This is a genomic window from Enterococcus moraviensis ATCC BAA-383, assembly GCF_000407445.1.
In the GTDB taxonomy this organism is placed as follows: Bacteria; Bacillota; Bacilli; order Lactobacillales; family Enterococcaceae; genus Enterococcus_L; species Enterococcus_L moraviensis.
In genome coordinates, this window is sequence record NZ_ASWB01000001.1 from 1,180,227 (window position 1) to 1,195,101 (window position 14,875).

The window sequence follows — 14,875 nt, forward strand, 5'->3', positions numbered from 1 at the left end:
TGTGAAAAAAAGTTGAGACACGTCTCAACTTTTATTATTTTTCTTTTGGCGCTTTTGTTCACTTCTGCTTTTATATCTTACTCCTTTTTCAGCTAACCTTCTGACTAGCTGATACACCCAATTGTCTTTAGGAGAAATCCAACTTTTTTTTATGGTATTTCGCTTTTCTGTATCCAAAAACCGAGGAGGATTACCATCTAATTTATCGTGCGTTTGAAATGAATCAATTCTAGGGCGTTCTCCATAATTAAACGTTTCACCATTTGCAATGGCACAATCAAAATAGTCTGTTCTTTTGACTGTTTCACTCCATTGGCTTAATAATTGTCCCGCTTCGTCTACAATAAATTCGCTATGATAATCTGCTGATACTATTTTTCGATAGAATCCTTCTGTTTTTAGTTTTTTGAATAACCCTTTATTTGTCATTGTTCGATTGTTTTTCCTGATATCATCTGTCAATAGAACTACCCCAAGTTGGGCACGATTATGATAGTGAGGATCCGCATAAAACCAGTTCTTACCAAGAATCATTTTTATGGCAGCTTCATCATTTTGCAAGTCATATTTTTCTCTATAGTTTTCTACATACTCGATAGTGCATTTATCCAATTGATTTCTGAATTGGTGGATTTTCGTTTCTGTTGAATATTTTTTCTTGAGTACTATTTTTGATAATGTCTTATCTTCTTTTGCTATAAGTAAACCATTCGGATACGCTTGCTGTACCGCTTTTGCATACAGACTAAAAAATAAAGCGCCTGGAGGCATTTGCTCATAAAATCGATACTTAGTTTCCTCAAACTGTAAATCACCTACTTCATTTAAATAACCACCCAAATGATTGATGACCAGTATGACTTTTTCTTGTGCTGAAAGCTCACTTTGAGCAAACATTTCTGTATACATCTCAGAACCAATCAAAAAAAGCTCTTGATCCCACTTTAACTTATTTTCCTTGATTTTATGTATATAGACAACGATAGCTGCTAGATCCCAGCCTTCGCGCTGAAGCTCCGTTATCCTATTAAAGTCAGTTGAAGAAAACTCGGACTCTTTCATACCTTTTCTCCTTCGTGTTCGTTTAAACTCTACTATACCTGCTTTTTCAAAATAGTTACACTCATTTGAACAAAATAAAAGAATCTAAAACAAAGAAATTTGCCTCAGATTCTAGTCGATATTTTTAAGAAGAAAGGTCATAACTTTTTCTGATTTTTTCTATTACAACAGATGGTTTGGCCTCTTTGTTCTTATGAGCATCTCGATGTTCTTGTAAGTGTTCTGGACGTTTTAACCAATTTTGAAAATCTTTTTTATTCTCCCATTTTGAAACCAACATGAACTCGCAACTATCTTTATCTTCTGTAAACCAACATTCACTTGATAAGCATCCTGAAAAACCTAGCATCGAAGTAACATCCTTACTTGTCTTAGCTTCAAACATTTCTTTGCCTTCTTTTTTTATAATGAAAGCTACAGTTTGAATAATCATGGCATTCTCTCCTTTAACCTCAATTGATAATGATTCTCAATTATAAGTATAGCATATTTCTCAAGTTTAAACTGCACTATCTTTCAACTAAAAAATAAGGCTGAGCACTTTGGCTCAACCTTACACAAGTTTTAATATAATTCTAAATATTGTTCTCTTTCCCATTCAGAAACGGTTTGACGGAAAGCAGCCCACTCCATACGTTTCGCTTCAACAAAGTTCACATAAATGTGTTCACCAAGTGCATTGACCATGACTTTGTCTTTGCGTAGCTCTTTGATTGCATTATGCAGAGTTGAAGGTAAATCATGAATTTGTGCTTCTTTTCGCTCTTCCTCATTCATCACATAAATGTTGCGATCAACAGCTTGTGGTGGCTCAATTTCATTTTTGATTCCATCTAAACCAGCTTGTAATAATGCCGCCATTGTTAAATATGGATTTGCTGAAGGATCGACTGAGCGTAATTCTAAACGAGTAGAAAGTCCACGAGATTCTGGAACACGTACTAATGGCGAACGATTGCGTCCACTCCATGCAACATATACTGGTGCTTCATATCCTGGTACTAAACGCTTATATGAATTAACAGTTGGGTTACAAACTGCTGTATATGCTCGTGCATGTTTTAATAATCCTCCAAGGAAATGATAAGCCGTTTGACTTAGTTGCATTGGACCATTTTCATCATAAAAGACATTTTCATCATCTTTAAACAATGACATATTGCAGTGCATCCCAGATCCATTGATCCCGTACAATGGTTTTGGCATGAACGTTGCGTGTAATCCGTGCTTTCTAGCTATTGTTTTAACCACTAATTTAAATGTTTGGATATTATCACAAGCCTCAATAACATCTGCATATTTAAAATCGATTTCATGTTGGCCTGGTGCTACCTCATGATGAGATGCTTCGACTTCAAAACCTAAACTTTCTAATTCAAGGACGATATCTCTACGACAATTTTCTCCAAGGTCTGTTGGGGCAAAATCAAAATAACCACCTCGGTCATTTAAATCTGTTGTGATTTTTCCATCTTCATCTAATTTGAATAAGAAGAATTCTGGTTCTGGGCCAAGATTAAACGATGTAAACCCTAGCTCTTCCATATCTGCAAGTGCTCGTTTTAAATTGCCACGAGGATCGCCTGCAAATGGCGTACCATCTGGATTATAGATATCACAAATCAAACGTGCGACCTTCCCGTGATCACTCTCCCATGGAAAAATCATCCATGTTGAAACGTCTGGATACAGATACATATCACTCTCTTCGATTCTCACAAAACCTTCAATAGAAGACCCATCAAACATCATTTTATTACTTAACACTTTGTCTAATTGGCTCACTGGAACTTCCACATTTTTGATTGTTCCCATAATGTCTGTAAACATTAATCGTAAAAATCGAACATTTTCTTCATCGGCAATTCGTTTGATATCTTCTACTGTGTTTTGTTTCTTTGTCATAGTATTCCTTCACGTCCTTCATTTTTTATGTGAATCTCAGGTTACAGTTTTGGTCCTCTGGATTGGAATGGATTCTGTTGAGTAAGTCCGCCTTGAGAAATAAGTTCATCATATAAAATTTTTCGAACATCTTCATCAGTTAGCGGCTTGTTCGATTCTTGTGCATGCATTTGTTCTTCCAACTTCATTTCATAAACGCGTTTGATCCCGGCCATGTTTAGACCATCTGATAAATAATCTTTGATTTCTAGCAAGACGTCAATATCATTCAATGAATACATCCGTCGATTTCCTTCACTTCTTTCAGGATGAATCAGATCTTGCTCTTCATAATAACGGATTTGACGTGCTGATAAATCAGTCAGTTTCATAACTGTACCAATTGGAAAAACCGACATTGATCTTCTCAGTTCCTTCTCTCTCATATCCACCCCCCTCTCTTAGATAAATATAGAATATCAATACTTTTTTCTATTGTCAATGATTTATGTTAGGTTTTCTAACATAAAACGAATTATTTGAGTTAAAATTGGTTATTTTATTTGAAATTCATCAAATTTGCATATAAAAAAAGCCATGATATACCTATTTAGGTTATACCAAAGCTCTTATTACTAAAATAATCGACCGCGTAAACGACTCAACTTAAATTCCCTAAACGCATCTCCACTGCTTCTTTATTAAGCACACTTTTTTGTTTGTCACAATTTATAACAACTAAACTTTTTTCTTTCCTCATCTTTCTTTACAATAAGAAAAGCACGCATAATAGATTGATTACTGGGATGAAACCTGCATAAAAAAGCAGACGATTTTTCCCATATTGATTTACCTTCGTTAATGCTTGTTGATAGAGTAGGAATAGAATAATTATTAGAAAAATCGATGCACACATAAGTACTCTAGCACCAGAAGCATACATTGTCGGTGAGAACCACATCAATATAGACGAAAATAGAGCAGCACTGTAACTTAGACCAATAAATACTTTTTGCTCAGCGATTCTTATTGACAATGTGACAATCAAACCAAAGAATATGCCCCAAAGCATATATGGCGCAAGTGAATTGAATACTGTCCCACTCAAAACATTTCCGGATTTTAGCGAGTGAATCCACTCGTTTTCCTTAATAAGTTGGAAATTAGTAAATCTATTTGGTAAATTATAGTTCAATAAAAATAAAAATACGGTGTAACCTGCAGTGATTTTGGCTAGTAGTCTGGTGTGGTCAATCACTAACGAAACCACGAGAATCATCATAAACAACAATAATAATTTTGTTTGCCATCCTTCGAATAACCAAGAACTACCTCTTAAAACTCTTGAAAACAAGGACAATTCATTAAAGTCAGGCATCCACATCTTAACCTCTTGTTGCATCCTAAGTTTATTTCCAGGTGCTAAAAACATAAACGTAAAACCAAAGATGAATAATGCAGTTGGGATATAAAGTAAATAATTTTCTTTTTCCTTTTTGATCAACACTGTAATATGATAAACGATAACGACCCCAATGATACAAGCTATCAATTGCTCATTTGAAAATGAAAAAATAAAAGCTGGTACCAAATAGAACCAAATAGACGGTTTTTTATTTCTAAAAAAATTATCTGCATAAGGGATCATTGCAAACAATCCTAATGCTAACGGCCATAAATAATTTACTGCCCCTGTAATCCAAAAAATCGAGTCTTTCAAAACCCAAACATTAATAAATCCAAGTGATAAAAAGGCAATCAAAAAATCCCTTCGACTAACTTTTCCTACAAATATGCGTACCAAAGAATAACTGTACAAAAACCACGCACAAGCACTAATTAGATGGTGAATAAATAAAGGAACCAAAAAAATCACATATAATGTGGCTTCTGGGAATAATCGGGCAGACCAATTATTGTAGCGCCATTGCATGAACTCCAGAAACGTATGGTCTCGTGATATCGTCATAAACCAACCATCATCTGAATTCAAATCAACGTTAAAATTTAGAAGATAGACAACTGCCAAAACAAACAATCCTATATAAAACACATAATTCTTTTTATTTCTTTCTAAAGTACTTTTCAAACCCAAATTATCTCCTTATACTTTTTTTTATTTAGTATATCATTAGATACGTGAACTAACTACTAAAAATCAATAAAAACCGAACAGAGCAACTGAAAATCTCATTGCTTTGTTCGGTCTCATAATACTACTAATTTTGGAAATCTAGTTCATTGTTTACTCGTTTGATTCTCGTGTCCACTTAGACTCTTTTTTAGCAAATCCTTTCACATGGTACACATTCTCTACTTCTTCGAATGTTTCTGATAAAAGTAATGTATGACGCTTTAATTCACTTAACTGTTGCCCTTGACTCGAAGAAATATCAAGTTCATATGGAACTAACAATTCCATCATCTTCTCTCTAACAGCTTTTGTTAGCTCTTCTTTTCCTAAAGTGCTCTTTGCCGAAACTAAAACATTTGGAAACAAGGTTGGTACAAACTCTGACTCATCAATTTGATCACTCTTATTGTAAACTGTTAATACTGGAACTTGTTCTAAATCCAAATCGTTCAGTAATTCAACCACAGTTTGTTCATGCTGTAAACGGTCATGGGCACTTGCATCAACCACATGTAACAACAGATCCATCCCTCGACTTTCTTCTAAAGTCGACTGAAATGCCTCTATCAATTGTGTTGGCAAATCTTGTATGAAACCCACCGTATCAGTTAATGTCACAATCATTCCTTGGGGCAACTGCCATTTTTTGGTCAGAGGATCTAATGTGGCAAAAAGTTGATCTTCTGAATAAGTCCCTGCAGTCGTCAATAAGTTTAAAATCGTTGATTTTCCAGCATTCGTATAACCTATCAATCCTATCTGAAAAAGGTCAGAGGATTGACGCTTTTGTCTGCTGCGTTCCCGATGTGCGGTTACTTCTTTTAACTCACGTTTAATGGCAATAATTTTATTGCGGATATGTCTACGATCTGATTCAAGCTTGGTTTCACCAGGTCCTCTTGTACCAATTCCCCCACCTAAACGAGAAAGCTGTTTTCCTTGTCCGATCAATCGTGGCAGTAAATAATTCAACTGTGCTAGCTCAACTTGTAATTTGCCCTCTTTTGAACGAGCACGCATTGCAAAAATATCTAAGATTAGTTGTACTCGGTCGATTACTTTTACCCCAACCGCTTCAACAATCAATTGGTTTTGTCTAGGTGTTAATTCATGGTTGAAAATAACGATATCTGCTTCATACGCATCAACTAATTGAACTAACTCTTCTACTTTCCCTTTTCCAATAACTGTTTGGGCATCGACGCGTGGGCGCTTTTGTGTCAAAGAAAACACGACTTCTCCTTGAGCAGTCTTGGTCAAATTTTTCAATTCTTTCATTGAGCCTTCAAAACGAGTATAGTTTCCTTCTGTTTCGACACCTACTAAAATAACCTTTTCTGCTAATTTTTCCATCTCTTATCCTTCCTAAGAATCCAGCCAACACGCTATTTCCTTTTCTAAATCTGATACCGATTCAGGATGTTGTACTAAATCCCACCAACTGGCATTCATTCGATTTCTAAACCAAGTCAATTGCCTTTTCGCATATCTTCTCGAATTTTGTTTCACTTGATCCGTTGCTTCTTGCAGCGTTTCTTTCCCTTCAAAATAAGGGAAAAACTCTTTGTAGCCGATACCTTGAATTGATTGTTGCGTTTGTTTTTCATACAATTCTTTGGCTTCTTTCAAAAGGCCTTGATCAATCATTAAATCAACACGGGTGTTGATTCGATCATAAAGTAAAGAACGATCCGTTTCTAGCCCAATTAAAAAATAGTCATATAACTTCTTGGGCTTTTCTTTTGGTGTCAAAATACTTCGTCCGGTTTTATCAAAAACTTCTAACGCTCGAATCACTTTTTTTTGATTATTAAAGTGAATACTTTGAGCAGCTAATGGATCTTTCTCTTGAAGTAATTCCCATAAGCGTTGATTCCCATGGGTATCCGCAAACTGTTGATAATACTCACGTATCTCTGTCGACTCATCTTTGGCGCCTAATTCAAAATCGTAAAGCAATGCCTGGATATACAGACCTGTTCCTCCAACAACGATTGGTACTTTTCCCCTTGTTGTTATCGATTCAATCGTTTGACGTCCTTCTTTTTGAAAATCAGCTACTGAATAGGTCTCGGTCAGTTCTCGGCAATCAATCAGATGATGGACAATCCCTTGACGTTCTTCCACAGTCGCTTTTGCAGTTCCTATATCCAAATGTTTATAGACTTGCATTGAATCACCACTAATGATTTCTCCGTTTAGTTTTTTTGCTAACTCAATACTTAAAGATGTTTTGCCAACAGCTGTTGGTCCTACAATTACTAGTACTTTTTTCAATCTTTTCATCCTTTATTTTGCATTGCTCCACGTAATTCTAATGCCTTTTTCGGATAATCCGTATGAATCCCCGTCAAATGATGCCTAAAGCAAAACATCATCTCTTTTTCTTCATTAACAGTCCACGGTCGAATCGATTTTGGAAAATCCGCTAGTTCCTCTTTGTGTTCAAGGACCCAATCGATTTTAGGATGGATTCCTTCAACAAAATCGGTTAGAAGTGCTTGTCTTTCTGCTTTTTCTGACATATCAAATATTAATGCAATGGTTTGTTTTTTATCTATTTGCCAAATTTTTTCCAAACTTTCAAAATAAAAACTTGAATACATATACTCAAATGGCCAGTTTTGTGATGTCATGAGTTGAACAAGTAACTGTTCAATTCTATCATAAGGTACTTTATCGGTTTTGATTTCAATATTCAATAGACCACGAAAATTTTCTTTTTTAAGAAATAAAACCACTTCTTCTAATGTGGGAATTTCTTGGATCACTGGATTTTTTTTAAACCAGCTGCCAGCATCTAATTCCTTTAATTCTGCTAATGTTAGATCTCTAACTTCTCCATGTCCGTTTGTAGTACGATCAACTCTCTCATCATGAATTACGATCAAATGGTTATCTTTTGATAATTGAACATCTAATTCAATTCCATCAGAACCAACATGAACTGCTTCTTTAAAAGCTGCTAACGTATTTTCTGGATGAGTTCCTTTACTTCCACGGTGGGCGATTATTCTTGTCACAGTTCTCCCTCCAATCGAAATCATTGTATCATTCCTAATAATGAGTATCAAACAATTAAGAGGCATCTATTTCTAAAAAAACAGACGAGACTCACTCATCCCGCCTGTTTCGGTATTTTATTGATATTAGTTACGTGAAGAATCTTTTTCTAAAGCACCTAGTTCATATGAAACATACTTTTCAAGTCCAGTCTTGACTGTATAATTGGGTTGATAGCCTATTCCTTTCACTTTAGAAATATCTGCAAGTGAATGTTTGATATCACCAGGACGTTCATTATCATAGCGAATCGGCAAAGAAACACCTAGAAAATCGTCTACAATTGACACTAATTCACTCAATTCAATTGCTTCACCAGTCCCAATATTATAGACTTCACCTAAGGTCTCTGATGATGTTGCTATAAGATTTAAGGCCTGAACGACATCGTCTATAAAAACAAAATCTCTTGATTGTGTCCCGTCACCAAACATTGTGAATGTGGTATTTTCTTTGTTCAACAGTTTTTTATAGCGATCCATCATAATCGAGATCACACCAGAATAAGGGGATTCAGGATTTTGTTTTGGACCATATACATTAAAGAAACGTACCGCACTTGTAGGGATATCGTATAAATGGAAATAATCGACGACATATTTTTCTGCTGCAAACTTATCGATTGCATACGGTGTTAATGGACGAATAACAGATTCTTCTTGCTTAGGTAACGTTGGCTCATCTCCATATACCGCAGCAGAAGATGCAAATACTAGGCGTTTTAATTCCGCTTGATTACACTTTACTAATTCTAGTAATTGAAACACACTATCAAAGTTTATTTGATGTGTCTCTAACGGGCGTGCAACCGAATCTGCCACACTTGCAATCGCAGCTAAATGAAAAATGTAATCAAATTGAGTATCTGTTAATACTTCTTCCATCAAACGATAATCCGTCACGCTACCTTCTATAAACTGAATATTAGCAGATGTGTCTAGATTGCTCACACTTCCCATCGATAAATCATCAATAACTGTCACTTTATGGTCTTTACTGTAAAAATTGGCTAAGGTAGAACCTATAAAACCTGCTCCACCAGTAATTAATATATTATTCATTTATCAATAACTCCTACTTTTAGATAAAATCAACTTCTAAATCTCCTTTAGTTTATCATGGATGGTCAAAGAGGTCTACTTTAATCGAAAAAAAACTAGTTGCCCCTAAGGACAACTAGTCAATTTTCACCTTAATTCATCAATTCTCGTGTTTATTTTCTTTTGCAATATCCACTATCGATTTATTTTCTTTCTTTGTCTGTTTTATCATATCAACTAGTTCGTTATTGTATATTTTATCAGGATCGATATTTGCCGCTCTTAACTCTTCACGAGCCTTCTCAATCTCTTTTTCATCAATGACTTTATCAGGTAAACTGTTTATATATTGGGAAATAGTTTGGCCACTTTTTTTAATTTTAGCCTGCATTGTTTGAATTTCTTGGTCTGTAAATAATGTACTATCAAAACCTGCTTTTTCAATTTCTTCTCTATATTTTTCAATTTCTTCCATCGGAATTGTCACTTCTTCATAGCTAAAAGATACTTCCGTTTCATTAGAATAATCTATAACTTTCGACTTATCAAAATTATCCGAACTTTGAGATGAACTTGTCTCCAAGTCTTGATTTTTCGTAGTTTTTTTATCATCCATTCTAATAAACACAACAATACCTACTATTAAAATGACGATGCAAAATAAAAACAAAAGTTTCTTACTTTTCATTATTTATCCTCTATTCTATTTATCGATAGCAACAGCCATTTTATTCGGGCTGTAAGAAAGAGCTACCGTTCCTTCACTAACCCACATTTTTCCATAAATTGGATCCGTTACATGGAAACTATTTCCATCAAATCCAGTTACTAACCAAACATGTAGATTTCCTACTTTTAAAGAACCATAATACGTTCCGTCAATAATTGGTGCTGCTAAATAAGGATACGTTCCCCATACTACGACGGGATTGCCTTTCATTAGTTCTTCCTTGAATCGACCTGTGTCAACGCCACTGATATCTCTTGAATTAGCCGCATATCGTTGCGCATATGGTGTGAATGCTCTAGGATAAATTGTGTGGAAACCATATTTATCTGCTGGGTCGCCATTAAATCCTTCATGTGGATTCCCCCAAGAAGGAACTTTTGGAACCGCATTTGTAACTTGATGAACATTTTGTCCATGTGTTGCACCTAGATACTCTAAAGCCATGTATAAAGAAAATTCTTCACAGCCATTTTGGTATCCCATTGTAATTTGATTGTAGTAAGGAACATTCATATACGTTCTTTGCCCACTATTCGTTGCAGCAACAATACTCTTATTTGCAGTAATGTAACCATATGGTGTTTCTAAGATTGGATAACCATTTTTATCTAGCACTCTTTTATTGACATTGACTACTGTTCCAGCAGAGATATCATTTCCTCTATTCAAAGAACGGTTTGTATAAAAATGATTTGTTCTAAGTTCTACTCTTTTTGGTGCATCCATATAGTAGTTTCCCATACCAGCTGGAGCTTTTTTATAATTATTTGAAACGGCAGGCCCTTTAGCCATCTTTTTGACTAGAACAATATCAAAAGCTTCCATTCTAAAACGGTAGCCTGAAGTACCACTGACACCGGCATTTTTATTCCATCCTAACCAGCCAAAGTATTCTGTGTGGGTTCTGTAATAAACATCAAAATGTTTTGCCAATTCACCAGTTAAACGAACATCATATGCTTCAACTCGTTTAGACTCCCCAGTTGTTCCACTTAATTGATTATTAGAAACATAGCTTAGCCAGCCTTTATCTTGTACATGCGTTCGATATTCAATTCCGCCGGTAACTGGAGCGTTATCGATTTTGATTTTAATCGCTTCTACTCTTTTGCTTTGTCCCAATGATCCATTTGTTTGACCATTTTTACTTGGCGTTTGCCACCCCTTGTCTTGTACATGACTTTGGTAAATGACATTAGGCTGTTTGAACTGGACAAAATATCTTTTTTTCGCTCCTGGAACAGCTGTTCCTTTTTTCACTACTTTAATTTCTATTGATTCTAATTGGTAACTAAATCCTGCAGTTCCAGCATTTTGACCATTACTAGCCCAATCTAACCAACCAAAGTTTTTAGAATGGACACGATAATATATATCAAAATGTTTTGCAGCTTCACCCGTTAAACGAATACTTAAAGCTTCCATCCTTTTCGATTGTTTCATCGTTCCAGTAATTGCATTATTGGAAACGTATGGTTGCCAGCCGATATCTTGTACGTGACTTCTATACTCAATGCCACCAGTAACGGGTAAGTTATTAACAGCAATTTTCATTGCTTCCATTCTTTTTGATTGTCCCATTGTTCCACTAGTTTGACCATTTGATTTTACTGCTTGCCAGCCGATATCTTGAACATGACTTTGATAGTTCACGTTAGGTTTTTTATATTGTACTGACGGACGTTTGGTTGCACCTGGCGCTGCTTGTCCTTTTTCTTTCAATTGAATTTGAATTCCTTCAATTTGATATGAAAAAGCCATAGTACCAGCACTTTGACCATTTGAAGCCCAATCTAACCAGCCAAAGTTTTGAACTTTAACTCGATAATATATAGTATATTTTGATTTTAAATTATCCGTTAATTGAATTTGAATCGCTTCTAATCGCTTACCACCAACACCACTAATTTCATTAGCTTTAACATAAGATTGCCACCCTACTTCAGCTACATGGGCACGATATTGGATCCCACCTTCATTTGGTGCAAGTCCTTCAATTCCAATTTTAATAGCTTCAATTCTATTATTAGGAAACGCACTGCTTCCACCATTGTCTGGTCCTGCTTGCCATCCTATCTTTTCATTATAGATGGCGTAATTTAATTTTGGTTGTGCTGCTTTTCTTTCTGTTGGTTCAGTTGATTCCATTGTTTCTGTTGATTCTGTTGCTTCAGTGGTTTCAGCGCTTTCAGTTTCATAGTTACTCTCACTATTCTGTGATTCTGTCCCTAAAGTGCTTTCAGATATGTATACTGTGCTTTGTTCGTTGCTTTGAGTTTCAATAGCGCTTTCAGATACATTTACCTGTTCTTCTGATGCTGCTACTGAAGGTAAAATCATGAAACTTGTCAAAATACCAACTACTAAATAACCATATTTTCTCTTCAAATTCTTCACCCCTTGTAAAATGATTGTAACAAAATTATAATTGTTTGTCCACGCTACAAAAAGTAAAAAACACACTAAAACCAATCTTTAGTTTAAGTGTGTTCAACAAAATATTTTTTTATTTATCGTTATTTCTAATACTTACGTTCCTTTTAATAAACCTCGAAACTCTTTGAAACTTCGGATTATTTTTTTATAATTTACCAACAGATAAATGACATAGCAAACGGCATAGGCTGCCGTGCTTATAAAACTTCCTCCAAAAGCTAAATTACTTAGTATAAACAGAACTGTTAACAGCGTTTCAAACGCCATAGAACTCTCTATGTGAATATTCATTGATTTACACAACAAGTATTCAGCAAAATTACAACGGAAAGCTAAACTAATCAAGATCAGTCCAACTGCCCAAGTAAGGTTGCCTAAGCCAAAGATAATGATCACCGATAAAATCAATGATAAAGATAAAGTTGTTACATTAACAAATAAAATTGATTTTTCCTTACGCATTGTTTTTAAATACGTATTGATTAACAAGGACATTCTACCTTCATAGATGATAATCGGAAATAGAATTCCCATAAACTTCAAACTTTCTGCGTATTCAGGCAACCATAATGAAAGCACATACTTAGCCGGAACATAAAACAATAATATAGCATACGTGATGGGAACAAATAAATCTCTCAACGTCACAAATAAAGCGGGTAATTTTTTTTGATTCGTTCTTCTTAACAAAGGGAACATAACAACGCCCACAGCATTGACGAAAGTCAAAAACATATTAGAGATACTAAGTGTAAAAGACAATTTACCAAACGTTTGGATGGTCCATTTCTTTTCAACAAAAAAACGAATCGTTCCAATAATGAGCATACTCGCCACACTACTAAGCATTAGTTTGCTACCAATGTTGATATTGTCGATTATTTCTGGAAATACTTTTTTTAGACTTACTAACTTTAAGCTGAGCATATCTTTGATCCGATACATTCCCCAAATCGTCATAATCAGTCTAGACATGATATCCATAACAATCAGCCAAAAGAAATTACGACCACCTAAAAGAAAATAGATACCTATCAATACTACATATATGTAGCGATCACTTCTTGATAATTGTGCATACTCTTTGATTCGATTCGTAGATTGAAAGATATATAAAATAAAGGTTTTCGCGATTGTTATCAATGAAACAACTGCCGTAAGCAACAAAATAATCGTTTTGTTTCCTGATGGCATAAAGAATAGTGCCCAAATAATGACCAGTGATGAAACGATACATTCAAAAATACCTAGGTACCAAAATTGCGAGCCTAGATTTCGCTTATCAAGCTGCTCATATTCTTCTCCTCCAATTTTCAGATAGATTCCATCAATCCAGCCTAGATGAAAAAATCCTACATAAGAGGAATAAAATACATACAACTGCCAGTAACTATATTCCGTAACACCCAATAACTTGGGTACAAACAAGTTTAATAAAACAGAGATTCCCAACGTAGCAAAATTAGCCGCAACTGTATAGTATAAATTTTTTATGACCGATTTAGCTTTTTCATTCATGATAGGTTCCTCTTATTTCATTGATTTTTTTAGCATTTTTCAATCGTGGATCGTTCATTTATAAGGATAAATCAGCCAGGCTAATTCTTAAAAAAATTATTAAACCACCCTTTAAATGTGTACTTTTCCTTGATCTCCTCTGAAAGAGTGATGCTCGGTGTCGTTAAAAATGCTGGTATTTCATGTTTGTTGTTTTCATTCAGTATAAAAATATTTTCTGGAACATAAAAATCCATCGTTTCAACACTCGTATTGTTTGTTATTAGTTTTTTCTCTAAAAACATTGCCTCGATCGGACGAAGTGACAGTCCATGTTGATTTTTTTGAACAACATCCAGTATGGCGTGGGTATTCCCTTCATAATTGATCAATTCATCATATGAAATGGCCTCTTTGTAATCATAATCTAAACGAGAATTTTTCGATGAGTTTACTACATAAATAAACGGATTCAACTTCTCACTGATAAAGTATTGTTCTAGTTCAAGCAATAGATTTAACCGCTCTTTGTCCACGCCGATAAAACAAATATCAGAGTGATACTTAGGATCATGTTTAGTCACAATTAGTTTTGTCTGATCAATAAACTGATTATTATGTTTTAATCCGTATTTCTTACAATCATCTTTATCAAATGACCAAAGCTCACACGCCAATCCAGAAAAAAAGTCAACAGGCGTATCTTTAGCCACAGGATTACTGTACCAAACCATAATACGAATGGTTGGGAAATTTCGATTCAAGTACTTTATTAACGGACGTGAAAAGAAATGAGAGTTCAACAAAACAACATCTATCTCGTTCAATTTTTTCTTCCAATTTCCATAAAAAAGAGAGGCCAATTGCACATTCATTTTTTTATCTACATAGTTTAGTACTTTCACAATCAAAGATCGCTTATCAAAATATTTTTCTACATGGATACCTAGATCTTGTGCGTCCTTTGAAAACAGTACCGATTTCTCATCTAAAGTAATAATCATCATTCGACCATAATTCAACGATTTC

Annotated in this window: 13 protein-coding genes; all 13 read right to left on the reverse strand. The window is 34.8% G+C overall.

Features of this window, described 5'->3' with window-relative positions:
- Window positions 1-24: 24 nt before the first annotated feature.
- The 13 genes from I586_RS05560 to I586_RS05620 all read right to left on the reverse strand — a co-directional run bounded on the left by I586_RS05560 (window position 25) and on the right by I586_RS05620 (window position 14,868).
- Window positions 25-1,062, reverse strand: a complete 1,038-nt coding sequence (locus I586_RS05560; RefSeq protein ID WP_010764142.1) for a DUF3114 domain-containing protein — start codon at window positions 1,060-1,062, stop codon at window positions 25-27.
- Between the two features lie 124 nt (window positions 1,063-1,186).
- Complete coding sequence (locus I586_RS05565) at window positions 1,187-1,495, reverse strand: antibiotic biosynthesis monooxygenase family protein (RefSeq protein ID WP_010764141.1); 309 nt, start codon at window positions 1,493-1,495, stop codon at window positions 1,187-1,189.
- 131 nt (window positions 1,496-1,626) lie between these two features.
- Window positions 1,627-2,967, reverse strand: coding sequence for a type I glutamate--ammonia ligase (gene glnA, locus I586_RS05570; protein WP_010764140.1), 1,341 nt, complete (start codon window positions 2,965-2,967; stop codon window positions 1,627-1,629).
- Window positions 2,968-3,008: 41 nt separating this feature from the next.
- Entirely contained in the window at window positions 3,009-3,392 is a 384-nt protein-coding gene (locus I586_RS05575; protein WP_010764139.1) for a MerR family transcriptional regulator, read from the reverse strand.
- A 320-nt stretch (window positions 3,393-3,712) separates the two neighbouring features.
- Window positions 3,713-5,035: a DUF6056 family protein gene (locus I586_RS05580; RefSeq protein ID WP_139242665.1), complete on the reverse strand. Its 1,323-nt coding sequence runs from the start codon at window positions 5,033-5,035 to the stop codon at window positions 3,713-3,715.
- 156 nt (window positions 5,036-5,191) lie between these two features.
- On the reverse strand, window positions 5,192-6,433 hold the full coding sequence (hflX, locus tag I586_RS05585) for a GTPase HflX (protein WP_010764137.1): 1,242 nt from the start codon (window positions 6,431-6,433) through the stop codon (window positions 5,192-5,194).
- Window positions 6,434-6,445: 12 nt separating this feature from the next.
- Window positions 6,446-7,357 carry a tRNA (adenosine(37)-N6)-dimethylallyltransferase MiaA gene (miaA, locus tag I586_RS05590; RefSeq protein ID WP_034701807.1) on the reverse strand — a complete coding sequence of 304 codons (912 nt, stop codon included), beginning with the start codon at window positions 7,355-7,357 and terminating at the stop codon, window positions 6,446-6,448.
- A gap of 5 nt (window positions 7,358-7,362) precedes the next feature.
- Window positions 7,363-8,103 (reverse strand): glycerophosphodiester phosphodiesterase, encoded by a 741-nt coding sequence (locus tag I586_RS05595; protein WP_034701590.1) that lies wholly within the window; start codon window positions 8,101-8,103, stop codon window positions 7,363-7,365.
- A 126-nt stretch (window positions 8,104-8,229) separates the two neighbouring features.
- Window positions 8,230-9,204: an NAD-dependent epimerase/dehydratase family protein gene (locus I586_RS05600; protein WP_010764134.1), complete on the reverse strand. Its 975-nt coding sequence runs from the start codon at window positions 9,202-9,204 to the stop codon at window positions 8,230-8,232.
- Window positions 9,205-9,343: 139 nt separating this feature from the next.
- Complete coding sequence (locus I586_RS05605; protein WP_010764133.1) at window positions 9,344-9,871, reverse strand: hypothetical protein; 528 nt, start codon at window positions 9,869-9,871, stop codon at window positions 9,344-9,346.
- A 15-nt stretch (window positions 9,872-9,886) separates the two neighbouring features.
- The gene (locus I586_RS05610) at window positions 9,887-12,301 is read right to left on the reverse strand and encodes a C39 family peptidase (protein ID WP_051092181.1); all 2,415 of its coding nucleotides are present in this window, start codon (window positions 12,299-12,301) and stop codon (window positions 9,887-9,889) included.
- Between the two features lie 141 nt (window positions 12,302-12,442).
- Complete coding sequence (locus tag I586_RS05615; protein ID WP_010764131.1) at window positions 12,443-13,867, reverse strand: lipopolysaccharide biosynthesis protein; 1,425 nt, start codon at window positions 13,865-13,867, stop codon at window positions 12,443-12,445.
- Between the two features lie 80 nt (window positions 13,868-13,947).
- Window positions 13,948-14,868 carry a WaaS/CpsH family glycosyltransferase gene (locus tag I586_RS05620; RefSeq protein WP_010764130.1) on the reverse strand — a complete coding sequence of 307 codons (921 nt, stop codon included), beginning with the start codon at window positions 14,866-14,868 and terminating at the stop codon, window positions 13,948-13,950.
- Window positions 14,869-14,875: the final 7 nt, after the last annotated feature.

Coding starts and splice junctions, on each gene's coding strand:
- I586_RS05560 (WP_010764142.1), bottom strand. CDS start 1,062: ATGAAAGAGTCCGAGTTTTCTTCAACTGACTTTAATAGGATAACGGAG.
- I586_RS05565 (WP_010764141.1), bottom strand. CDS start 1,495: ATGATTATTCAAACTGTAGCTTTCATTATAAAAAAAGAAGGCAAAGAA.
- glnA (WP_010764140.1), bottom strand. CDS start 2,967: ATGACAAAGAAACAAAACACAGTAGAAGATATCAAACGAATTGCCGAT.
- I586_RS05575 (WP_010764139.1), bottom strand. CDS start 3,392: ATGAGAGAGAAGGAACTGAGAAGATCAATGTCGGTTTTTCCAATTGGT.
- hflX (WP_010764137.1), bottom strand. CDS start 6,433: ATGGAAAAATTAGCAGAAAAGGTTATTTTAGTAGGTGTCGAAACAGAA.
- I586_RS05600 (WP_010764134.1), bottom strand. CDS start 9,204: ATGAATAATATATTAATTACTGGTGGAGCAGGTTTTATAGGTTCTACC.
- I586_RS05605 (WP_010764133.1), bottom strand. CDS start 9,871: ATGAAAAGTAAGAAACTTTTGTTTTTATTTTGCATCGTCATTTTAATA.
- I586_RS05615 (WP_010764131.1), bottom strand. CDS start 13,867: ATGAATGAAAAAGCTAAATCGGTCATAAAAAATTTATACTATACAGTT.